The sequence below is a fragment of the Streptomyces flavalbus genome (assembly GCF_042674625.1).
Classification (GTDB): Bacteria; Actinomycetota; Actinomycetes; order Streptomycetales; family Streptomycetaceae; genus Streptomyces; species Streptomyces flavalbus.
On the sequence record NZ_JBHTEB010000001.1, the window covers coordinates 5,606,066 to 5,627,684 of the forward strand.

At 73.0% G+C, this 21,619-nt stretch carries 20 protein-coding genes and 1 pseudogene; 13 read left to right on the forward strand and 8 right to left on the reverse strand.

The genetic code is table 11. The annotated features are described in order from the left end of the window. Positions 1-20: 20 nt before the first annotated feature. The gene (gene ndgR, locus ACFQZ6_RS25300; protein WP_010044585.1) at positions 21-737 is read right to left on the reverse strand and encodes an IclR family transcriptional regulator NdgR; all 717 of its coding nucleotides are present in this window, start codon (positions 735-737) and stop codon (positions 21-23) included. 185 nt (positions 738-922) lie between these two features. On the opposite strand from ndgR, the gene leuC reads away from it, so the two are divergent. The 4 genes from leuC (at position 923) to ACFQZ6_RS25320 (ending at position 4,241) form a co-directional block, all read left to right on the forward strand. Continuing rightward, entirely contained in the window at positions 923-2,353 is a 1,431-nt protein-coding gene (gene leuC / locus ACFQZ6_RS25305; RefSeq protein WP_381612884.1) for a 3-isopropylmalate dehydratase large subunit, read from the forward strand. A gap of 6 nt (positions 2,354-2,359) precedes the next feature. After that, a complete protein-coding gene (gene leuD, locus ACFQZ6_RS25310) occupies positions 2,360-2,953 on the forward strand; it encodes a 3-isopropylmalate dehydratase small subunit (protein ID WP_381612887.1) in 594 nt (197 codons plus the stop codon). Positions 2,954-3,240: 287 nt separating this feature from the next. Beyond that, positions 3,241-3,471 carry an SCO5555 family protein gene (locus ACFQZ6_RS25315; RefSeq protein WP_381612890.1) on the forward strand — a complete coding sequence of 77 codons (231 nt, stop codon included), beginning with the start codon at positions 3,241-3,243 and terminating at the stop codon, positions 3,469-3,471. A gap of 137 nt (positions 3,472-3,608) precedes the next feature. Then, on the forward strand, positions 3,609-4,241 hold the full coding sequence (locus tag ACFQZ6_RS25320) for an HU family DNA-binding protein (RefSeq protein WP_381612893.1): 633 nt from the start codon (positions 3,609-3,611) through the stop codon (positions 4,239-4,241). 120 nt (positions 4,242-4,361) lie between these two features. Here the strand turns inward: ACFQZ6_RS25320 and ACFQZ6_RS25325 are convergent, their stop codons facing one another. Together ACFQZ6_RS25325 and cofC are read right to left on the reverse strand one after the other, a co-directional pair. Continuing rightward, complete coding sequence (locus tag ACFQZ6_RS25325) at positions 4,362-4,565, reverse strand: hypothetical protein (RefSeq protein ID WP_381612896.1); 204 nt, start codon at positions 4,563-4,565, stop codon at positions 4,362-4,364. A 10-nt stretch (positions 4,566-4,575) separates the two neighbouring features. Further along, positions 4,576-5,214 carry a 2-phospho-L-lactate guanylyltransferase gene (gene cofC, locus ACFQZ6_RS25330; RefSeq protein ID WP_381612899.1) on the reverse strand — a complete coding sequence of 213 codons (639 nt, stop codon included), beginning with the start codon at positions 5,212-5,214 and terminating at the stop codon, positions 4,576-4,578. Between the two features lie 144 nt (positions 5,215-5,358). On the opposite strand from cofC, the gene ACFQZ6_RS25335 reads away from it, so the two are divergent. The 3 genes from ACFQZ6_RS25335 to ACFQZ6_RS25345 all read left to right on the forward strand — a co-directional run bounded on the left by ACFQZ6_RS25335 (position 5,359) and on the right by ACFQZ6_RS25345 (position 8,376). After that, the gene (locus ACFQZ6_RS25335; RefSeq protein ID WP_381612902.1) at positions 5,359-6,141 is read left to right on the forward strand and encodes a lysophospholipid acyltransferase family protein; all 783 of its coding nucleotides are present in this window, start codon (positions 5,359-5,361) and stop codon (positions 6,139-6,141) included. Beyond that, a complete protein-coding gene (locus tag ACFQZ6_RS25340; RefSeq protein ID WP_381612905.1) occupies positions 6,138-7,148 on the forward strand; it encodes an NAD(P)H-dependent glycerol-3-phosphate dehydrogenase in 1,011 nt (336 codons plus the stop codon). The genes ACFQZ6_RS25335 and ACFQZ6_RS25340 overlap by 4 nt, the downstream gene beginning before the upstream one ends. A 70-nt stretch (positions 7,149-7,218) precedes the next feature. Then, a complete protein-coding gene (locus ACFQZ6_RS25345) occupies positions 7,219-8,376 on the forward strand; it encodes a D-alanine--D-alanine ligase family protein (protein WP_381612908.1) in 1,158 nt (385 codons plus the stop codon). Positions 8,377-8,395: 19 nt separating this feature from the next. Here the strand turns inward: ACFQZ6_RS25345 and ACFQZ6_RS25350 are convergent, their stop codons facing one another. Both ACFQZ6_RS25350 and ACFQZ6_RS25355 read right to left on the reverse strand, forming a co-directional pair. Next, entirely contained in the window at positions 8,396-8,896 is a 501-nt protein-coding gene (locus ACFQZ6_RS25350; protein WP_381612911.1) for a DUF3515 domain-containing protein, read from the reverse strand. A gap of 20 nt (positions 8,897-8,916) precedes the next feature. Beyond that, complete coding sequence (locus tag ACFQZ6_RS25355; protein ID WP_381612914.1) at positions 8,917-9,150, reverse strand: Lrp/AsnC family transcriptional regulator; 234 nt, start codon at positions 9,148-9,150, stop codon at positions 8,917-8,919. A gap of 164 nt (positions 9,151-9,314) precedes the next feature. Here ACFQZ6_RS25355 and ACFQZ6_RS25360 point away from each other — a divergent pair, with 164 nt between their 5' ends. Both ACFQZ6_RS25360 and thiD read left to right on the forward strand, forming a co-directional pair. Beyond that, positions 9,315-10,280: a thiamine-phosphate kinase gene (locus ACFQZ6_RS25360; RefSeq protein ID WP_381612917.1), complete on the forward strand. Its 966-nt coding sequence runs from the start codon at positions 9,315-9,317 to the stop codon at positions 10,278-10,280. Further along, positions 10,277-11,068 (forward strand): bifunctional hydroxymethylpyrimidine kinase/phosphomethylpyrimidine kinase, encoded by a 792-nt coding sequence (gene thiD / locus ACFQZ6_RS25365; RefSeq protein ID WP_381612920.1) that lies wholly within the window; start codon positions 10,277-10,279, stop codon positions 11,066-11,068. Before ACFQZ6_RS25360 ends, thiD begins: the two co-directional genes overlap by 4 nt. A 78-nt stretch (positions 11,069-11,146) precedes the next feature. Here thiD and rpmB read toward each other — a convergent pair whose 3' ends face one another. Then, complete coding sequence (gene rpmB, locus ACFQZ6_RS25370) at positions 11,147-11,332, reverse strand: 50S ribosomal protein L28 (RefSeq protein ID WP_003993230.1); 186 nt, start codon at positions 11,330-11,332, stop codon at positions 11,147-11,149. Between the two features lie 225 nt (positions 11,333-11,557). On the opposite strand from rpmB, the gene ACFQZ6_RS25375 reads away from it, so the two are divergent. Further along, on the forward strand, positions 11,558-13,270 hold the full coding sequence (locus ACFQZ6_RS25375) for a DAK2 domain-containing protein (protein WP_381612923.1): 1,713 nt from the start codon (positions 11,558-11,560) through the stop codon (positions 13,268-13,270). An 18-nt stretch (positions 13,271-13,288) separates the two neighbouring features. Here the strand turns inward: ACFQZ6_RS25375 and ACFQZ6_RS25380 are convergent, their stop codons facing one another. Together ACFQZ6_RS25380 and ACFQZ6_RS25385 are read right to left on the reverse strand one after the other, a co-directional pair. Then, positions 13,289-16,204, reverse strand: a complete 2,916-nt coding sequence (locus ACFQZ6_RS25380; protein ID WP_381612926.1) for a tetratricopeptide repeat protein — start codon at positions 16,202-16,204, stop codon at positions 13,289-13,291. Further along, on the reverse strand, positions 16,201-18,054 hold the full coding sequence (locus ACFQZ6_RS25385; RefSeq protein ID WP_381612928.1) for an HSP90 family protein: 1,854 nt from the start codon (positions 18,052-18,054) through the stop codon (positions 16,201-16,203). The genes ACFQZ6_RS25380 and ACFQZ6_RS25385 overlap by 4 nt, the downstream gene beginning before the upstream one ends. Positions 18,055-18,221: 167 nt before the next feature. Here ACFQZ6_RS25385 and recG point away from each other — a divergent pair, with 167 nt between their 5' ends. The 3 genes and pseudogenes from recG to coaD all read left to right on the forward strand — a co-directional run bounded on the left by recG (position 18,222) and on the right by coaD (position 21,603). After that, positions 18,222-20,429, forward strand: a complete 2,208-nt coding sequence (gene recG / locus ACFQZ6_RS25390; protein WP_381612930.1) for an ATP-dependent DNA helicase RecG — start codon at positions 18,222-18,224, stop codon at positions 20,427-20,429. Positions 20,430-20,510: 81 nt separating this feature from the next. Beyond that, positions 20,511-21,097 (forward strand): annotated as a pseudogene (gene rsmD, locus ACFQZ6_RS25395) (16S rRNA (guanine(966)-N(2))-methyltransferase RsmD). A gap of 26 nt (positions 21,098-21,123) precedes the next feature. Further along, positions 21,124-21,603, forward strand: coding sequence for a pantetheine-phosphate adenylyltransferase (coaD, locus tag ACFQZ6_RS25400; protein WP_381612932.1), 480 nt, complete (start codon positions 21,124-21,126; stop codon positions 21,601-21,603). Positions 21,604-21,619 lie beyond the last annotated feature (16 nt).

Here is a 21,619-nt window from a genome sequence, read left to right on the forward strand (position 1 = left end):
ACGGAGGGTGACTGAAGGTTTCAGCCCGTGCGGCGCAGCGCCTCCGAGAGCCGGCCCGCGGCGTCGATGACCGCCTGGGCGTGCATCCGGCCGGGGTGCCGGGTGAGGCGCTCGATGGGACCGGAGACCGAGACGGCGGCCACCACCCGGTTCGACGGGCCGCGCACCGGCGCGGAGACGGACGCGACGCCCGGCTCGCGCTCGCCGATCGACTGCGCCCAGCCCCGGCGCCGTACCCCGGACAGGGCCGTGGCCGTGAAGCGGGCGCCCTGGAGGCCGCGGTGCAGCCGCTCCGGCTCCTCCCAGGCCAGCAGGATCTGGGCGGAGGAGCCCGCCTTCATGGTGAGCGTGGAGCCGACCGGGACGGTGTCCCGCAGGCCGGACAGCCGCTCCGCCGCCGCGACGCAGATGCGCATGTCGCCCTGGCGGCGGTAGAGCTGCGCGCTCTCGCCCGTGACGTCGCGGAGGTGGGTGAGCACCGGGCCCGCGGTCGCCAGCAGGCGGTCCTCGCCCGCCGCCGCCGCGAGTTCGGCCAGGCGCGGGCCGAGGATGAAACGGCCCTGCATGTCGCGCGCCACCATACGGTGGTGTTCCAGCGCCACGGCCAGGCGGTGGGCCGTGGGTCGTGCCAGTCCGGTGGCCCCGACCAGACCCGCGAGGGTGGCCGGACCGGACTCCAGAGCGCTCAGGACGAGGGCCGCCTTGTCCAGAACGCCGACGCCGCTACTGTTGTCCATGCAACGATATTCGCGTCTCACTCTGTGAAACGCAAGTTCAATTTTCCGTGGAACGCGCCACTCTGGAAGACACAGCGGCCCGCCCAGCGGCGGGCTCGGCGGCGGATGCCCGGAACAGGGGCACGGGCCCGCCTCCTCACAGTCTCTAGTTGGGTCGGCGCACCATGCCGACCGGAGGGAAAGCGATGGGTAGGACACTCGCGGAGAAGGTCTGGGACGACCATGTCGTCCGGCGCGCCGAGGGCGAGCCCGACCTCCTCTACATCGATCTGCACCTGCTGCACGAGGTGACCAGCCCGCAGGCGTTCGACGGGCTCCGCAAGAGCGGCCGGACGGTGCGTCGCCTGGACCTGACCATCGCCACCGAGGACCACAACACCCCCACCCTCGACATCGACAAGCCGATCGCCGACCCGGTCTCGCGGGTGCAGCTGGAGACGCTGCGCAAGAACTGCGCCGACTTCGGGGTGCGCCTGCACCCGCTCGGCGACGTCGAGCAGGGCGTCGTGCACGTCGTCGGCCCGCAGCTCGGGCTGACCCAGCCCGGCACCACCGTGGTCTGCGGCGACTCGCACACCTCCACGCACGGTGCGTTCGGCGCGCTGGCGTTCGGCATCGGCACCTCGCAGGTCGAGCACGTGCTGGCCACCCAGACGCTGCCGATGGCCCGCCCGAAGACCATGGCCATCACCGTCGAGGGCGAGCTGCCCGAGGGCGTCACCGCCAAGGACCTGATCCTGGCGATCATCGCGAAGATCGGCACCGGCGGCGGCCAGGGCTACGTCCTGGAGTACCGCGGCCCGGCCATCGAGAAGCTGTCGATGGAAGCGCGGATGACCATCTGCAACATGTCCATCGAGGCCGGTGCCCGCGCGGGCATGATCGCCCCCGACGACACCACGTTCGCCTACCTCAAGGGCCGCCCGCACGCCCCCGAGGGCGCCGACTGGGACGCCGCCGTGGAGTACTGGCGCACGCTGCGCACCGACGACGACGCCGTCTTCGACGCCGAGGTGGTCATCGACGCCGCCGCGCTGTCGCCGTTCGTCACCTGGGGCACCAACCCCGGCCAGGGCGCACCGCTTTCGGCCGCCGTCCCCGACCCGGCTTCGTACGAGGACGCCTCGGAGCGCCTGGCCGCCGAAAAGGCGCTGGAGTACATGGGGTTGACCGCCGGGCAGCCGCTGCGGTCGATCGGTGTGGACACCGTCTTCGTAGGTTCCTGCACCAACGGCCGCATCGAGGACCTGCGCTCCGCGGCGGAGATCCTCAAGGGCCGCAAAGTCGCCGACGGCGTACGGATGCTGGTCGTGCCGGGCTCCGCGCGGGTCGGTCTGCAGGCCGTCTCCGAGGGTCTGGACGTGGTCTTCAAGGAGGCCGGGGCCGAGTGGCGGCACGCGGGCTGCTCGATGTGCCTGGGCATGAACCCCGACCAGCTCGCCCCCGGTGAGCGCTCGGCGTCCACCTCCAACCGCAACTTCGAGGGACGGCAGGGCAAGGGCGGCCGTACCCACCTGGTGTCGCCGCAGGTCGCGGCGGCCACCGCGGTCCTCGGCCACCTCGCCTCCCCGGCCGACCTGTCCGACGCCGCCGACCGTACGCCCGCTGGAGTCTGATCAACCATGGAAGCCTTCACCACCCACACCGGCCGGGCCGTTCCGCTGCGCCGCAGCAACGTCGACACCGACCAGATCATCCCCGCCCACTGGCTCAAGAAGGTCACGCGGGACGGCTTCGAGGACGGGCTGTTCGAGGCGTGGCGCAAGGACCCCGAGTTCGTGCTCAACCGCCCCGAGCGGCAGGGCGCCACGGTGCTGGTCGCCGGGCCCGACTTCGGCACCGGCTCCTCGCGTGAGCACGCCGTCTGGGCGCTCCAGAACTACGGCTTCAAGACGGTCATCTCCTCCCGCTTCGCCGATATCTTCCGCGGTAACTCGCTGAAGAACGGCCTGCTCACGGTCGTCCTGGAGCAGAAGGTCGTGGACGCGCTGTGGGAGCTGACCGAGCGCGACCCGCAGGCCGAGATCACCGTCGACCTGGAGAGCCGTGAGGTGCGCGCCGAGGGCGTCACCGCCTCCTTCGAGCTGGACGAGAACTCCCGCTGGCGGCTGCTGAACGGGCTGGACGACATCTCCATCACCCTCCAGAACGAGGCGGACATCGCCGCGTACGAGGCGGAGCGCCCCGCCTACAAGCCGCGGACCGTCCAGGTCTGAGCCACCGGCGCGCGGGCCGGGTGAATCCACGGTTCCGCAAGGTCGAGTTTCGGCCACCGGAGATCTACGCTGTACCCCCGATCGGTCCGATCGGGGGTACAGCTATGTCTGGGCCCGTCTCGCCCCGCCCGCCCGGTCGGTGGTGCGCAACGTCCCACGTTAGAGCGGGTGTTGACGGGGTACGTGTGGTCTGACCCGAAGGCCGCCGCGCCGCTCGGGAGGGCCCGTTGAGGCGGCAGTTGCACCCCGAGCAGGCGACAACTCGCCCCAGATGGCACAATCTGTGCATGGAACACGACGGCCAACTCAAGCTGTATGCGGCGGTCGCGAGCCAACTCAAGGAAGCGCACGCAAGGGTGCGCGCACTGCAAGTCCCGGAGGGCGTACGGATGGCGCTGACCCGGAAGCTGCTGGTCATTACGGCCGCGGCCAAGCACGATCTCGCCGGCGCGACAAGGCGTCTGGAGCGGTTCAACGCGGACCTCGACGCGGGGCGATTCCCCGAAGAGGACGGCTGAACAAGTCCGGAACGACCGAGTCGGTTGCGGCACAAGGGTGATTAGCCCGTTTCGTGTTTGATTTGCGGTATATATCTGCCTAACGTGCGAAAAAGCTTGAACAGTTTCGTTCTGGCGATGTCTCCGAAGGGGAAGACGTGAACAAGGCGCAGCTCGTAGAAGCGATTGCCGACAAGATGGGTGGCCGCCAGCAGGCCGCCGATGCTGTCGACGCGGTACTGGACGCCATCGTCCGCGCGGTCGTCGCGGGTGACCGGGTCTCGGTCACCGGCTTCGGTTCCTTCGAGAAGGTGGACCGTCCGGCCCGTTACGCCCGCAATCCCCAGACGGGGGAGCGGGTTCGGGTCAAGAAGACCTCGGTGCCGAGGTTCCGCGCGGGCCAGGGGTTCAAGGACCTGGTCAGCGGGTCGAAGAAGCTCCCGAAGGGTGACATCGCCGTCAAGAAGGCGCCGAAGGGCAGCCTGACCGGCGGTGCTTCCGCGACGGTCAAGAAGGCCGCCGCGAAGAAGACCACCAAGGCCGCCGCGGCGAAGAAGGCCACGGCCAAGAAGGCGCCCGCCAAGAAGACCACCACGGCGGCGGCGAAGAAGGCGACGACGGCGAAGAAGGCCCCGGCCAAGAAGACCACGGCCACCGCCAAGACCACCGCCGCGAAGAAGACCACCGCCAAGAAGGCCCCGGCGAAGAAGGCGACCGCCAAGAAGGCGCCCGCCAAGAAGTCGACGGCCCGCAAGACCACCGCCAAGAAGGCCACCGCCCGCAAGAAGTGACGGGCACGGGCACAGGGCACTCACGCGCCGGGCCGGACTCCCTCGGGAGCCCGGCCCGCGGCCTGTTCGCGGCGCTGACAGGGTCTTTCGCGGCGCTGACAGGGTCTGCCTAGGGTCTGCCTACAGGGTCTGGAGCGTCACCAGCGTGATCCGCAGGGCCTCGCCCTCGCCCTCCGTCTCGATCCGCACCCGCTGACCGGGCCGCAGCAGCCGCAGCCCGCCCGCGTCGAACGCGGCGGCGTCGAAGGGGACGGGCGTGCCGTCGTCGAGCAGCACCTGTCCGCTGCGCGTCCCGGCGTCGTACGTGTATGCGGTGGCGTGCATGACGGCCAGCCTACTGCCCGGGAATGAGCAGCCGCGCGCTCACCGCCGCCGTATGGGGACCCACTCCCAGCGCCAGCGCCGCACGCAGATCCTCGCCGGTGTCCACGTCCTGGCGTACGGAATCCACCCCCGGCAGCCGGAGTTCCGCCGCCCCCGAGGCGCGGTGCCTGGCCCGGGAATCCACGCCGAACGCCGGGCGCAATTCCTGCCCCGGGGCCGCCGCCAGCAGCGTCGTACCGACCTCGGCGGCATCGGGCAGAAAAGCGCGCGGGAATGTGGCGGCGGCGTCCAGGACCCGGGCCAATTCCGCCGGGCGCAGCGCCGGGAGATCGGCGTTGACGGCGGCGACGGCGCGGTCGGCCCGCGGCCCGCGGACCACCCTCGCGGCGTGCGCCAGCGCGGCGTTGAGACCCCCCGCGGGCTCGTCGGGGACGATCCGGGCGCCCAGCGCCGCCAGCTCCCGCCCGGCCAGCGCGTCGTCCGTGACGACGGCCACATCACGCACCGCCGCCGCGGCCAGCGCCGCCGCCACCGTGTCCTGCGCGAACGCGAGGGCGAGGCCCGGGCGCACGCCGTCCGCCGCGGTGTCCGCGAGCCTGCTCTTGGCCCGCGCCAACGGCTTCAGGGGGATGACCAGGGTCCACTGCACGGGCGCTCCGTCCCTCTCTTGTCGCGGCCATTGTCACCCGGCCCCCACGGGCGCCCGCGCGCCGGGGCGTACGGTGTTCTCGACAGACCGGCGGCCTGGGGCGACACTTGTGCGGCCCCCCAGGCCCTAGAGGAAGGTGTTCGCGTGCCCCGCCGCAGAATCGGCTTCTGGTACCGCTTCGCCGCGGTGATCTGCAAACCGCCGCTGGTGGTTCTGCTCAAGCGGGACTGGCGTGGAATGGAGCACATTCCGGCCGAGGGCGGATTTATCACCGCGGTGAACCACAATTCCCACGTCGACCCCTTCGCGTACGCGCACTTCCAGTACAACACCGGACGGGTTCCGCGATTCCTGGCGAAGAGCGGGCTTTTCAAGAAAGGATTCGTCGGGGCCGCGATGCGCGGCACCGGACAGATCCCCGTCTACCGCGAGAGCACCGACGCGCTGAGCGCCTTCCGGGCCGCCATCGACGCCGTGGAGCGCGGCGAGTGCGTCGCCTTCTACCCCGAGGGCACCCTCACCCGCGACCCGGACGGCTGGCCGATGACCGGGAAGACCGGCGCCGCGCGCGTCGCCCTCCAGACCCGCTGCCCGGTCATCCCGGTCGCCCAGTGGGGCGTCAACGAACTGCTGCCGCCGTACGCCAAGAAGCCGCACCTGCTGCCCCGCAAGACCTCCCACGTGCTGGCGGGCCCGCCCGTGGACCTCTCCCGCTTCTACGACCAGGAGATGACCGCGGAGGTGCTGAAGGAGGCCACCGAGGTCATCATGGCCGCCATCACCCGCCAGCTGGAGGAGATCCGCGGCGAGAAGGCGCCGGAGACGGTGTACGACCCGCGCGAGGTGCGCATCCAGCAGCGGCGCAAGGCCCGGGCGCGGACCGTCCGGGACAGCCAGGGCAGCGGAACAGGGGAGAGCGGCAAGTGAGCAAGCCCGTCAAGGCGGCGGTGTTCAGCGCGGGTTCGTGGGGCACGGCGTTCGGCATGGTGCTCGCCGACGCGGGGTGCGAGGTCACCCTGTGGGCGCGCCGCCCGGAGGTCGCCGACGCGATCAACTCCACCCGTACGAACCCGGACTACTTCCCCGGCGTGGAGCTCCCGCAGAACCTGCGCGCGACCACCGACCCGGCCGAGGCCGCCGCCGGAGCCGACTGGACCGTGCTGTCGGTGCCGTCGCAGACCCTGCGCGCCAACCTCGCCGCGTGGACGCCGCTGCTGGCGCCCGGCACGGTCCTCGTCTCCCTGATGAAGGGCGTCGAACTCGGCACCACGATGCGGATGAGCGAGGTCATCCAGGACGTCACCGGCGTCGGCCCGGAGCGGGTCGCCGTGGTCACCGGACCCAACCTGGCCCGCGAGATCGCCGCCCGGATGCCCGCCGCCGCCGTCGTGGCCTGCACGGACGAGCAGGTCGCCCGGCGCCTCCAGGCCGTCTGCCACACGCCGTACTTCCGCCCGTACACCAACACCGACGTCGTCGGCTGTGAACTCGGCGGCGCCGTCAAGAACGTCATCGGGCTCGCCGTCGGCATCGCGGACGGCATGGGCCTCGGGGACAACGCCAAGGGCTCGCTCATCACGCGCGGGCTCGCGGAGACCACCCGGCTCGGGCTCGCCATGGGCGCCGACGCGCTGACCTTCTCCGGGCTCGCCGGGCTCGGTGACCTGGTGGCCACCTGCTCCTCGCCGCTGTCGCGCAACCACACCTTCGGCACCAACCTCGGCAAGGGCATGACCCTGGAGGAGACCATCGCGGTCACCCGGCAGACCGCCGAGGGCGTCAAGTCCTGTGAGTCCGTGCTGGATCTGGCCCGCGGCCACGGCGTCGACATGCCGATCACCGAGACGGTCGTCGCGATCGTGCACGAGGGCAAGTCCCCCGTGGTCGCGGTGAAGGAGCTGATGTCGCGCAGCGCGAAGCCCGAACGACACTGAGCGACGCCCGGCGACGCGAGCGCCGCGCACGCTGTCTCGGCGTCCTACCACCGGGTACTCTCAACCCGATATGAGCACCGAGAACCTCCCCCAGAGCCCCGAGCAGCAGCCCCGCAAGCCGCGTGTGGCCGTCGTGTTCGGTGGCCGCAGCTCCGAACACGGGATCTCCGTGGTCACCGCCGGCGCCGTCCTGCGGGCCATCGACCGCAGCCGCTACGAGGTGCTGCCGATCGGCATCACCCAGGACGGCCGCTGGGCGCTCACCGCCGACGAACCGGAGCGGATGGCGATCACCGAACGCCGTACGCCCAGCGTCGACGAACTCGCCGAGTCCGGTGAGGGCGGCGTGGTGCTCCCCGTCGACCCGGCCAGCCGCGAGGTCGTCTACACCGAGCCGGGCTCGGTGCCCAAGGCGCTCGGCGAGGTCGACGTGGTCTTCCCGGTGCTGCACGGACCCTACGGCGAGGACGGCACCCTCCAGGGGCTGCTTGAGCTGTCCGGGGTGCCGTACGTGGGCTCGGGCGTGCTGTCCTCGGCCGTCGGCCAGGACAAGGAGTACATGAAGCGGGTGTTCACCTCCTTCGGGCTCAAGGTCGGCCCCTACCTGGTGATCCGCCCGCGCGAGTGGGCGCGCGACGAGTCCGCCGCCCGGCGCCGGATCGCCGACTTCGCCGGGGAGCACGGCTGGCCGCTGTTCGTGAAGCCCGCGCGCGCGGGGTCGTCGATCGGCATCACCAAGGTGGACTCCTTCGACGGCCTGGACGAGGCGATCGCGGAGGCCCAGCGGCACGACCCGAAGATCCTGGTGGAGGCCGCGCTGCGGGGCCGCGAGATCGAGTGCGGGGTGCTGGAGTTCGAGGACGGCCCGCGCGCCTCCGTCCCCGCGGAGATCCCGCCGCCGGACGCGCACGCGTACTACGACTTCGAGGCCAAGTACATCGACTCCACCCCCGGCATCGTGCCCGCCCCGCTCACCGACGAGGAGACCGCCGAGGTGCGCGCCCTCGCCGTCGAGGCGTTCGAGGCGGCGTCCTGCGAGGGGCTGGTCCGCGCGGACTTCTTCCTCACCGAGGACGGCGAGTTCGTCATCAACGAGATCAACACGATGCCCGGCTTCACCCCCATCTCGATGTACCCCCAGATGTGGCAGGCCACGGGCGTGAGCTACCCCGAACTGGTGGACCGCCTGATCCAGGCGGCCCTGCGCCGCCCGACGGGACTGCGCTGACGCTCCCACCCCACGGCGGCTAGTCGGCGATCCCAGAAGGGATCGCCTTCTTCACCGCTCCGGCGAGACCGACGAGCACCGCCGCGCTGTCCCGCCCCTTCGGCACGGTCACCTCGACGTACGCCTTCCGGTTCGCCGTGGTGAAGCGGAACGCCCCGTCGCCCGCGTCCTCCTGGAGCCAGTCCACCCCGTTCACCCCGCCCGCGACCGCGTCCGGATCACGGCCCTGCGCCACCTTCGGGTCGGTCATCTTCGGCGGCCGGACGACACCGCAGCGCAGTATGATCGCCGGGTTTCCCCAGCCCGCCGTCAGGGCGGACCGGGGCTCGGGATCACGGCGTTCCACACCGGCGACCTCGCGCGGCAGCGCCTTGTCCAGGTTCTGGCACAGCTCGGTGACCTCCGTGTCCGGGCTGGGAACCGCGGTGGCGGTGCTGTCGTCGCTTGAGGAGCAGCCCGCGACGGCGATCAGCAGCGCGAGCGCGGGCAGACTGGGGCGCCGGTGACGGAAGGACTTCACCGGCCAAGGGTAGACGGGGGCTACAGATGGACGACCGGGCAGGTCAGGGTGCGGGTGATGCCGTCCACCTGCTGGATCCTGGCGACCACCATCCGACCCAGGTCATCGACGGTGTCGGACTGGGCGCGCACGATGACGTCGTAGGGTCCTGTCACGTCCTCGGCCTGGATCACCCCAGGGATCTTGCTGATCGTCTCGGCGACGGTCGACGCCTTGCCGACCTCCGTCTGGATCAGGATGTACGCCTGTACCACGGAACCTCCAGGGCGGCCACGAGGATCATGTGGGGAAAAGGAACGCCACGGTATCGCGTCGCCGCTCGCCGCGGGGAGACCCGCGGACACCGGGACGGGCGCGCCGGGGTGCGGACGCCATGGGGATGGACCTGGATGACTGGTATAGAAGGGGCGAAAGGGCGATGAAGGGCACTGTTGGTGAGCTGGGGGAATTCGGGCTCATCAGGGAGCTGACCTCCCGTCTCACCACCACCCCCGCGGTCCGGGTCGGTCCCGGCGACGACGCCGCGGTGGTGGCCGCGCCCGACCGCAGGGTGGTCGCCAGCACCGACATCCTGCTGGAGGGGCGGCACTTCCGCCGCGACTGGTCCACGGCCTACGACGTCGGACGCAAGGCCGCCGCGCAGAACCTCGCGGACATCGCCGCCATGGGCGCCGTACCGACCGCGCTGCTGCTCGGTCTCGTCGTGCCCGCCGACCTGCCGGTGACCTGGCCGACCGAGCTGATGGACGGGCTGCGTGACGAGTGCCAGGTCGCGGGCGCCTCGGTGGTCGGCGGTGACGTCGTCGGCGGCGACACCATCATGATCTCCATCACCGCCCTCGGTGACCTGCGCAACCAGGAGCCGGTCACCCGCGCGGGCGCCCAGCCCGGCGACCTGGTCGCCGTGACCGGCTGGCTGGGCTGGTCCGCCGCCGGGTACGCGGTGCTGTCGCGCGGCTTCCGCTCCCCGCGCGCCTTCGTCGAGGCGCACCGCCGCCCCGAACCGCCGTACCACGCGGGCCCCGCCGCGGCCGGGCTCGGCGCCACCGCCATGTGCGACGTGAGCGACGGGCTGATCGCGGACCTCGGGCACATCGCCGAGGCCAGCAAGGTCCGCATCGACGTCCGCTCCGCCGCGATCGACATCCCCTCCCAGATGAACGACATCGGGCAGGCCGTCGGCGTCGACCCCATGCAGTGGGTGCTGACCGGGGGAGAGGACCACGCGATCGTGGCGACCTTCCCGCCGGACGTGAAGCTGCCCGCCCGCTGGAAGGTCATCGGGGAGGTCCTCAACCCCTCCGCGCTGCCCCAGGTGACCGTCGACGGGGCGCCCTGGACCCGCAAGGGCGGCTGGGACCACTTCGGGGACATCGAGTCATGACCGCCCCGCCCCGCGTGCTCACCGTCGCCGGGTCCGACTCCGGCGGCGGCGCGGGAATCCAGGCCGACCTGAAGACGATGCTGGCGCTCGGAACCCACGGCATGAGCGTGATCACCGCGGTGACCGCGCAGAACTCCCTCGGGGTGCGGGGCGCCTGGCCGCTGCCGGTGGAGGCGGTGCGGGCCCAGTACCGCAGCGTCGTCGACGACATCGGCGTACAGGCGGTCAAGACCGGGATGCTGGCCTCGGCGGAACTCGTCGAGGCGGTCGCGGACCTCGTCGGCGGCACGGAGGCGCCCGTCGTCGTGGACCCGGTGGGCGTCTCCAAGCACGGCGACTCCCTGCTCGCCGCGTCCGCCCTGGACTCCGTCCGCACCAGGCTGCTGCCGCTCGCCACCGTGGCCACGCCCAACCTGGACGAGGTGGCACAGCTCACGGGCGTCCGCGTGGAGTCGGAGGAGCAGTTGCGGGAGGCCGCCGCGGCCGTGCTGGCGTACGGCCCCCAGTGGGCGCTGATCAAGGGCGGGCACCTGTCCGGGGACGCCGTCGACCTGCTCACCGACGGCACCGAGGAGCACTGGCTGCGGGCCCCGCGCCTGGACAACCGGCACACCCACGGCACCGGCTGCACCCTCGCCTCCGCGATCGCCGCGGAGCTGGCGAAGGGGCGGCCCGTGCCGGAGGCGGTCACCGCGGCGAAGGAGTACGTCACCGGGGCGATCGCGGCCGGGTTCGCGCTCGGCGGCGGGATCGGGCCGGTGGACCACGGGTGGCGGCTGCGGGGCTGAACACAGCAAGAAGCCGGTCCACGTTCCGTGGACCGGCTCTTACAGCGAACCGACGGTGGTCGCGCGCTTAACTGGGCGTCAGCGCGAGACCTTGCCGGCCTTGATGCACGAGGTGCAAGCGTTCACGCGCTTCGGCGTCCCGCCGACCACGGTACGCACACGCTGGATGTTCGGGTTCCAGCGGCGGGACGTACGGCGGTGCGAGTGCGAGATGTTGTTGCCGAAGCCCGGCCCCTTGCCGCAGACGTCGCAGTTGGCAGCCACGGGTCACTCCAAAGACTTCAGATGCACTTACGGTGGATCCCGGCATGGCCGGAATCAGGATCACGGACTCGCGGAGACCGTGGCGATCTGAGTGGCGCTGCCAGGGGGAATGGCCCGATCAGGATCGGGCAACCGGAGCAGCATACAACGGCTGCGCCCGTACAACGAAACTACCATGACGGGGCTACGCTGCGTCCCACGTCCAGCCAGCTCAGGGAGGCGCAGGTGGCGCAGGTGCCGCAGACGTTCTTCGATGCTCTCGCGGTGCGTACCTGGTGCGGTCTGGCGCTCGCCGCGCTGGGCCGGGCGCGCGAGGAGATCGACGCGATCAACGTCTATCCCGTCGCGGACGGCGACACCGGCACCAACCTGTACCTGACCGTCGAGTCGGCCGCCGCCGCGGTGGAGGCGGTGTTCACGGCCCACGAGGTGGACAGGGCGGAGGCGGCAGCCGGGCCGGGGAAGCCCTCGGTGGCGGAGGCCGCGCGGGCGATGGCGCACGGGGCGCTGATCGGTGCCCGCGGCAACTCCGGGACGATCCTCGCGCAACTGCTGCGCGGCATGGCGCAGGTCCTCGCCGCCGACGACGACACCCCGCACACCGACGGGCACGGGCTGCGGCAGGCGCTGCGGCACGCCGCCGAGTCGGCCCGGCAGGCGGTGGCCCACCCCGTGGAGGGCACGGTCCTGACCGTCGCGTCCGCCGCCGCCGACGCCGCGGAGGCGCTCGCCGCCGCCGTCGGGGACTGCGGGACGGTCGCGCGGGCCGCCTACCGGGGGGCGCGGGACGCCCTCGCCGCGACGCCTGAGCAGCTCGCCGTGCTGGCCAGGGCGGGCGTGGTGGACGCCGGGGGGCGGGGTCTCGTGGCGGTGCTGGGGGCGCTGGTGGAGACGTTCACGGGGGAGGCGCCGGGGAGCGTGACGGGGGCCGGTGCGGCGGCCGCGAACGGCCACGCGCGCGTGGCCGACGACGTCGACGACGAGGAGGAGTGCGCGGCGGACCCCGACGGCGACGGGCCCGCCTTCGAGGTCATCTACCTGCTGGAGGCCGACGACGACGCCGTGGCCCGGCTGCGGGAGCGGCTCGACCCGCTCGGTGACTCGCTCGTCGTGGTCGGCGGCGACGGGCTGTGGAACGTCCACGTGCACGTCGACGACGCGGGCGCCGCAGTGGAGGCGGGCGTCGAGGCCGGACGGCCCTACCGCATCCGCATCACCCACTTCGGCGCCGGGGACGTGCACACCGCGCGGGGTGAACGCACGCCCCGCGAGCGCGCCCAGCGGGCCGTGGTCGCGGTCGTGCCGGGGGAGGGGCTGGCGGGGCTCTACGCCGAGGCGGGGGCGACGACCGTACTGGCGCGGCCCGGGGAGCCGCCCGCCAGCGGGGAACTCCTCCAGGCCGTACGACGTGCCCACGCGCGCGAGGTCGTGCTGCTGCCCAACGACGCCGACCTGCGCCACACCGCCGCCGCGGCGGCCGAGCAGGCCCGCGAGGAGGGCGTCCGGGTGGCGCTGATCCCGACCCGGTCCGCGGTGCAGGGCATCGCCGCGCTCGCCGTACACGAGCCGGGGCGCCGGTTCGACGAGGACGTGGTGTCCATGACCTCCGCGGCGGGCGCCACCCGCTACGCCGAGGTGACCGTCGCCGAACGGCAGTCCTGGACCACCGCCGGGATCTGCCAGGCCGGGGACGTCCTCGGCCTCATCGACGGGGACGTCGCCGTCATCGGCGCGGACGTCACCGCCACCGCCGGGACCGTCCTGGACCGGATGCTCGCGGCGGGCGGCGAGCTGGTCACCATCGTGCTCGGCGACGAGGCCCCCGAGTCCGTCGCCGAGCACCTGGAGAACCGGGTGCGGGAGGCGTACCTCGCCGTCGACACCGTGGTCTACCGGGGCGGACGGCAGGGGGCGCTGCTGCTCATCGGGGTGGAGTGAGGGCCCTCACGGCCATCCTCACGCCCCCTGCTCCGTCGTGAGCTGGAGCATCTGCTCCGCCTCGGCGCGACGGGACCGTACCGTCTCGTCGTCGTCCGGGGCACCGGCGTAGACCTGGAGCACCGTACGCGCGCGTGCCGTCGCGTCCGCCGGGCGGCCCAGGTCGGCCTCCAGCCAGCCCGCGGCGAGTTCGGCGCCGGTGCGGCTGTGCAGGGCGTCCGGGCCGAGCGCGGCGAACGCCTCCGCCGCCCGCGTCATCTGCGCCAGGGCCCCCTCGAACGCCTCCTGGATCGAGCCGTCCTCCGCGTCCTCGGCGGACGAGCGGGCCAGCAGGTCACCGAACTGGCGGTGGGTGTGCCCCAACTCCTCGGTGAGCCGCTGCCGGGCCTCCTCGTCGGCCGCGTCCGCCAGCGCTGCCGCGCACACCCCGAGGGCGTCCGCCATCAGCTCCCGCGCGCCGTCCGTCCCGTCCGGTGTGCGCAGCGCCAGCCACGCGCGGGCCCGCAGCGAGCGGACCAGGCCGTGCACATTGCCCAGGGAACGCCACAGCTCGCCCGCGCGCGCGTACGCCCGGTCCGCGGCGGCGGTCTCCCCGGCGTGCCCGAGGGACTCGGCGGCGAGGTGCGCGAGGGTGGCGTGGTCCTGCTGCTCCGGCCAGTGCCGGGCGATCTCGGCGGCTTCCAGGCGCCGCTCGGCCGCCGCGCGGTGCTCGCCCAGCTCGCTCAGGCAGTCCCCGAGCCACCACTGCGTCTGCACGACCGCGCCGTCCCCGTGCGTCTCGGCGCTCAGGTCGGGCAGCGCCGACTCCAGCACCTCGGCGGCCTCCGCCCAGCGGCCCTGCCGCAGCAGGAACCCGCCCAGCAGGTGCCGCGCCCACGCCCCGAGCGCCGGGCCGCCGCCCGCCTCGTCGGCCCAGTGCGCCGCCTCCAGGGCGTGCTCCGCGGCCTCCCCGGGCCGTCCCGTGGCGCCGAGCACCTCCGCCAACTGCAGGTGCAACTGCGCCCGGCCGGGCGGCTCGACGTACGGGCCGCCGTGCTCCAGCGCCGACCGCAGCGCCCGCTCCGCGCCGTCGAGGGCGCCGAGCTGCTGGTGGAGGGCGGCGAGCTGGGCCTCGTACTCCACGGCGAACCAGGGCAGGCCCGCGGCCACGAAGTCCGCCGCCGCCCGCGTGAGCCGCTCCACGGCGGTGGACGGGTCCCCGCCGAGCGCCGCCAGCTCGCCCAGCATGGCGCGCGCCTCGGCGGCCCGCGCGGCGAGCCGCACGTCGTCCCCGCCGTAGCCGTCGACGAGGGCCAGCACCTCCCGCGCGGCGGCCTCGGCGTCCGCCACGGCGGGCGGGTCGTCGCCGCGCGCGTGCGCCGCCCGCAGCAGGATCCGGGCGCGGCCCATCAGCACCGACGCGGTCTGCCGCAGCCCCGTCGCGCCCTCCGCGTACAGGCCGAGGATCTCCTCGTACGGCTCCGCGACGGCCGTCAGCGCCGCGTCCACGTCACCGGCGAGGGCCCGCACGAACGCCCCACGCGCGCGTGCCGCCAGAGCCTCGCCCGGGTCGCCCGCCTCGGCGTACAGGGCGGCGGCCCGCTCGAACTCCCCGACGCCCTCGGGGCCGAGGCCCATCGCCCGGTGGTCGGCGATCTCCGCGCGGGCACGGGCGTCCAGCTTGGTGCCCTCGGCCGCCCGCGCGAGCGCCGCCCACGCCTCGACGGCGTGCGGCCGCAGGTTCTCCGACAGCTCCCGCGCCTTCGCCAGCAGGGCGGGCACCTCGCCTCCGGCGGGCTCCGCGGCGGCGGGCGGCGGCGCCGGGGCCACGGTCGCCGGACGCGTCGCGCGCACCCCCAGCGGCAGCCGGTCGGCCAGCGGACGCCGGTCCATCCGCGCGCGTGCCTGCTCACCCACGTACGGCGTGCCGTTGCGCCGGTCGAACCGGGCCGCCAGCTCCAGGGCCTCCCCGCGCGCGTGGACGGCGAGTTCGGCGGCGGTCCAGTCCCGGCCGGGCGGCCCCGGCACCCGCCGCTCGGCGAGGCCAAGCTCCGTCAGCCGGTCCATGAGCAGGGCCACCACGCTCAGGAACTCCATCCGGCTGCGCGGGTTGCCGGTGTCGGTGAAGTACGCCGGGCGCTCCGCGAGCAGCTCCAGGCCGCGCGCCTCGTTGCCGGTCAGCGCGCAGAACTCCACGTGGTCCGCGTACGCCTCGCGCATACTCTCCATGGCCCGCACCAGCCGGAAACCCCGCAGGTGGTTGGCGCGCGCCTCCTCCAGACGGCCGAGCCGCAGCAGCGGCAGCAGCGACGACGCCAGCGCCGCGTGCGGCTCGTGGGCGCAGGTGTACTCGCCCTGGAGGACCGGCGCCCACAGCCGCAGCGCCTCCTCGTCCCGGGCCCGCTCCGCCTGCCACCAGCCCTGCGAGTGCAGCTCGCACGCGTGGCAGTCGGACATGGAGTCCCGGTCCGCGGCCAGCCATGCCGCGTAGGCGCGCTCCGCGCGGGCGACGTCGCCCACGTGGGCGGCCACCCCGAACTCGGCGCTCCGCACAGCCCGTTCGGAGTGCCCCGCGAGCCGGTAGCGGTGCTCCATCTCGGCGAGCCACTTCTCGATGGACGCCAGCGGGATGTGCGGCTGGCTCACCATGCCCGCCGTCATCCACTTGAAGACCCAGTGCAGGGAATGCGTCTCGTACTCGTCGAAGTCCTCGGGGCTCTCGTCCCACATGCGCAGCAGCCGCGCGAAGGGGACGAACATCTTGTCCTTCTCGGAGCTGTAGTTGTAGACCTGCAACTGGTGCCCGAGCGCCTCGATCACCGCCAGCGGGACGCCCAGCTTCTCGGCCTCGCCGAGCAGTTGCTCCGCGCGCGCGTTGCGGGCCGGTCCCTCCGGCTGCTCGGAGTTCTCCGCCATCGCCCTGCGCAGCGCGTCGAAGTCCGTGATCTCACTCATGCCTGACCGCCCCCCGTGGAGTCAGAGTCGCTGTGGGTGGCCCACTCAAGCAGGCCGATGAAGGCGCGGTTCAGCAGCGCCGAGTCGGCGGGCCTGAGCGGGCGCTGCGCCATCAGCAGGGCCTGCCCGTACAGGGACTCCGTGGCGGTGCCGACCAGTTCCCGGTCGCTGAGCGAGCTGATCCTGCGGACCAGCGGGTTGAGGTGGTTGAGCACCAGCCGCGCGCGCGGGGCGCTGCCGCGCAGCGAGCCCAGGATGCCCGCCCACAGGTCGTCCGCCTGCTCCTCGGCCGCCGCCCGCGCCTGCTCGTGCCGGGCCGCCCGGTCGTCCAGGTGCAGCGCGGGCACCGACAGCGGGTGGAAGGCGCGCAGGACGACATCGCAGCCCAGCGGGTCGAGGGCGGCCCGCGCGGCGGCCAGGAAGCCGGACAGGGCCAGCTCCTCCGCCGGGTCCACGGCGTCCAGGTGCGCGGTCACGGTGTCGGCGTCCAGCTCCGTCACCGCCGTACCCGGACGCACCGAGGGCAGCGCCTCCACCAGCTCGGTGTCGTAGGTGTAGCCGCCGTTGACGACGCCGATGCCCTGCGCGGAGGCGATCGGCGCGACCTGCCGGAACTCCTCCACGGTCCGCGTGAAGTGCACCACCGGGTGGCGCCGTGCGAACTCCTCCAGGGACAGCCGCCCGTCCGTCGTCTCGAACGGCAGCCACGGCAGCATCGTGCGCAGCATCTCCCGGTCGTGCCGCGCGAGCGACTTCACGCCCAGGTGGTGCACGCCCAGGAACGCCGCCAGCCGCTCCGGGTCACCGGCGGCGAGACCGGTCAGCCAGCCGCGGATGCGCTCGCCGAGCGCCTCCCGCACGGCGGCGAGGGTCTCGTCCTCGTACAGCGACTCGCGCGAGGCGGTGGGGCGCAGACTGTCCGTGTCCAGCACGCAGCGCACGAAGAACGCCCAGTCGGGCAGCAACTGCTCGGCCCGCTCGGTCAGCAACATGCCCTTCAGGTGCACCCGGTGCCTGGCCCGCTGCGCGGGGCTGACCGCGGTGGGCAGCACGTACGCCACGCCGCGGATACCGGCGAGCGGCACGTCCAGCTCGATCGAGTCCAGCGGGGTGAACCCGAACAGCTCGTGGCAGTGCCGGGCGAGGGCCACCCTGCGGTTGGCGGGGGAGGGGTACGGGCGGTCCCAGGGCGCGGGCAGGTCGGTGACCGCCTCCTCGCCCACCCGGACGTCGTACGGCAGCAGTGAGCCGAAGTCCCGCGCCAGGGCGAGGACCCGCTCCTCGGTGAGCCACTCCCCGGCACCGGCGCGCGCCACCAGGTGCACGGTGGTGCCGGGTTCCGGGCGGGCGTCGTCCGGCAGCGTCCGCACGGTGTACGAGCCGTCGTCGGTCGCCGTCCACTCCACGGGCCGGGCGTCCGGCGTACGGGCGCTGCGGCTGACGACGCGGATCCGCTCGGCCACCACGAAGCACGCCAGCAGCCCGATGCCGAACTGCCCGAGGAAGTCGGCGCGGGCCTCCTGGAGCCCATCCGCGGCGTCGGCGCGCTTGGAGCTGCGGCCGATCGTCGCCAGCAGGCTGTGCACATCGGCCTCGGTGAGCCCGACACCGGAGTCCTCCACCCGCAGCGCGCCGCCCTCCGCGACCAGCCGCACCCGGGCCGGGGCGTCGGGCTGTATGGCCCGCCGGGCCGTGACGGCGTCCACGGCGTTCTGGAGCAGCTCCCGCAGGTAGACCCGGGGACTGGAGTAGAGGTGGTGGGAGAGCAGGTCCACCAGGCCGCGCAGGTCGACCTGGAACGTGTGAGGTGACTGGGGTGCCTGGGATGACTGTGAGGTCTGGGAGTCCATCGTCGCTGCGCCGGTGGGGGGACGGGCGACGGCGCGGGGTCGGGCGGCCCCGGTGAGGCGGTGACCGCGGGAAGGATGGCCGGAGCGCGCCATCCTAGGGCCCCAACCAGCCGCCTGACCAGGGGTTTCCCGAGACGTATACGGCGATGTCAGTGGCGTGGTGTGCAATGGATCTCGTGCCCGCACTGGAAGAACCCCTCAAGAAGGTGCTCGGCCCCGCCACCGCGAAGGTGATGGCCGAGCACCTCGGCCTGCACACCGTCGGCGACCTCCTGCACCACTACCCCCGCAGATACGAGGAGCGCGGCCAGCTCACCCACCTCGCGGACCTCCCCATGGACGAGCACGTCACGGTGGTCGCGATGGTCGCCGACGCCCGCCTGCACACCTTCGCCTCCAGCAAGGCCCCGCGCGGCAAGGGCCAGCGCCTGGAGGTCACCATCACCGACGGCAGCGGCAGGCTCCAGCTCGTCTTCTTCGGCAACGGCGTGCACAAGCCCCACAAGGAACTCCTGCCGGGCACCCGCGCGCTCTTCGCGGGCAAGGTCTCCGTCTTCAACCGCCGCCTCCAACTCGCCCACCCGGCCTACGAACTCCTGCGCGGCGACGGCGCGGAGGAGGCCGTGGACGCGTGGGCGGGCGCCCTCATCCCGATCTACCCGGCCACCGCCAAGCTGGAGTCCTGGAAGATCGGCAAGGCGATCCAGACGGTGCTGCCCAGCGCCCAGGAGGCCGTCGACCCGCTGCCGGACACCCTCCGCGCGGGCCGCGGCCTGGTCCCCCTCCCCGAGGCCCTGCTCAAGATCCACCGCCCGCACACCAAGGCCGACATCGCCGACGCCCGCGCCCGCCTGAAGTGGGACGAGGCGTTCGTCCTCCAGGTCGCCCTCGCCCGCCGCCGCCACACCGACGCCCTGCTCCCCGCCACCCCCCGCCGCCCCGGCCCCGACGGCCTCCTCACCGCCTTCGACGACCGCCTCCCGTTCACCCTCACCGACGGCCAGCGCAAGGTCTCCGAGGAGATCTTCACCGACCTGGCGACGGACCACCCGATGCACCGGCTCCTCCAGGGAGAGGTCGGATCGGGCAAGACGATGGTGGCCCTGCGCGCCATGCTCGCCGTCGTCGACGCGGGCGGGCAGGCCGCGATGCTCGCGCCGACCGAGGTGCTCGCGCAGCAGCACCACCGGTCGATCGTGGAGATGATGGGCGAGCTGGCCGAGGGCGGGATGCTCGGCGGCGCGGAGCGGGCCACCAAGGTGGTGCTGCTCACCGGGTCCATGGGCGCCGCCGCGCGACGGCAGGCGATGCTCGACCTCGTCACCGGCGAGGCCGGGATCGTGATCGGCACCCACGCGCTCATCGAGGACAAGGTGCAGTTCCACGACCTCGGCCTGGTCGTCGTCGACGAACAGCACCGCTTCGGCGTCGAGCAGCGCGACGCCCTGCGCGGCAAGGGCAGGCAGACCCCGCACCTGCTGGTGATGACCGCCACCCCCATCCCGCGCACCGTCGCCATGACCGTCTTCGGTGACCTGGAGACCTCCGTCCTCGACCAGCTCCCCGCCGGTCGCTCCCCGATCGCCAGCCATGTCGTCCCCGCCGCCGACAAGCCCCACTTCCTCGCCCGCGCCTGGGAGCGGCTGCGCGAGGAGGTCGGCAAGGGCCACCAGGCGTACGTCGTCTGCCCCCGGATCGGGGACGAGGAGGACACGCCAGGCAAGGGCAGGAAGAAGCCCGCCCCGGACGACGCCGACAAGCGCCCGCCGCTCGCCGTCCTCGACGTCGCCGACCAGCTCGCCAAGGGCCCGCTGCACGGCCTGCGGGTGGAGGTGCTGCACGGCAGGATGCCGCCCGACGACAAGGACGCCGTGATGCGCCGCTTCGCCGCGGGCGACACCGACGTCCTGGTCGCCACGACCGTCATCGAGGTCGGCGTCAACGTGCCGAACGCCACGGTGATGGTGATCATGGACGCCGACCGCTTCGGCGTCTCCCAGCTCCACCAGTTGCGCGGACGCGTCGGCCGGGGCGCCGCGCCCGGCCTGTGCCTGCTGGTCAGCGAGGCGCCGGAGGCGAGCGCGGCCCGGCAGCGGCTGAACGCCGTCGCCGCCACCCTCGACGGCTTCGAGCTCTCCCGCATCGACCTGGAGCAGCGCCGCGAGGGCGACGTCCTCGGCCAGGCCCAGTCCGGCGCCCGCACCAGCCTGCGGATGCTCGCCGTGATCGAGGACGAGGAGATCATCGCGGAGGCCCGCGAGGAGGCCACGGCGGTGGTGGCGGCGGACCCGGAGCTGACCAAGCTCCCCGGCCTGCGCACCGCCCTGGACGCCCTCTTGGACGAGGAGAGGGAGCAGTACCTGGAAAAGGGGTGAACGGGCCCGACCCCGAGGGCGCGGGGCACCCCGCGACCAGCCACACTGATACCGGAAGCCGCCCACGACCAAGGACCACAGATGACCCGCGTGATCGCTGGCACCGCCGGCGGACGCCGCCTCGCCGTCCCCCGGGGACCGGAACCCGCCCCACCTCCGACCGCGCCCGCGAGGGCCTCTTCTCCACCTGGCAGTCCCTCCTCGGCGGCCCCCTGGACGGCGAACGCGTCCTCGACCTGTACGCCGGTTCCGGCGCCGTCGGCCTGGAGGCCCTCTCCCGTGGCGCCGGTCACACCCTGCTGGTCGAGGCCGACGCCCGCGCCGCCCGCACCGTCCGGGACAACGTCAGGTCGCTGGGCCTGCCCGGCGCCGAGGTCAGAGCGGGCAAAGCGGAACAGATCATCCGCGCCGCCCCACCCGAGCGGCCGTACGACCTGGCCTTCCTCGATCCGCCGTACGCCGTAACCGACGACGATCTTCGGGAGATCCTCCTCACACTCCGCACGGAGGGGTGGCTCACGGCCGACGCCCTCGTCACCGTGGAGCGCAGCACCAGAGGCGGTGAATTCCGGTGGCCCGACGGTTTCGAACCGATCCGGGCCCGCCGCTACGGCGAGGGAACGTTTTGGTACGGTCGCGCCGCCTCTACGTGCGAAGACGCACGATGACCGGACCGGAGAGCGAGGGATCACAAGTGCGCCGCGCCGTCTGCCCCGGGTCGTTCGACCCGATCACCAACGGACATCTCGACATCATCGCCCGCGCCTCCCGTCTGTACGACGAGGTCTACGTCGCGGTGATGATCAACAAGTCCAAGAAGGGCCTGTTCGACATCGACGAGCGGATCGACCTGATCCGCCAGGTCACCAGCGAGTACGGCAACGTGCGCGTCGAGGCGTTCCACGGCCTGCTGGTGGACTTCTGCAAGCAGCGCGACATCCCCGCCATCGTCAAGGGCCTGCGCGCCGTCAGCGACTTCGACTACGAACTCCAGATGGCCCAGATGAACAACGGCCTCACCGGCGTCGAGACGCTCTTCGTGCCCACCAACCCCACCTACAGCTTCCTGTCGTCCTCCCTGGTCAAGGAGGTCGCGCAGTGGGGCGGCGACGTCTCCCACCTGGTGCCGCCGCAGGTCCTGGCCGCCCTCGCCGAGCGGCTGCGCGGGGACTGAACGGCTGACGGGCCGT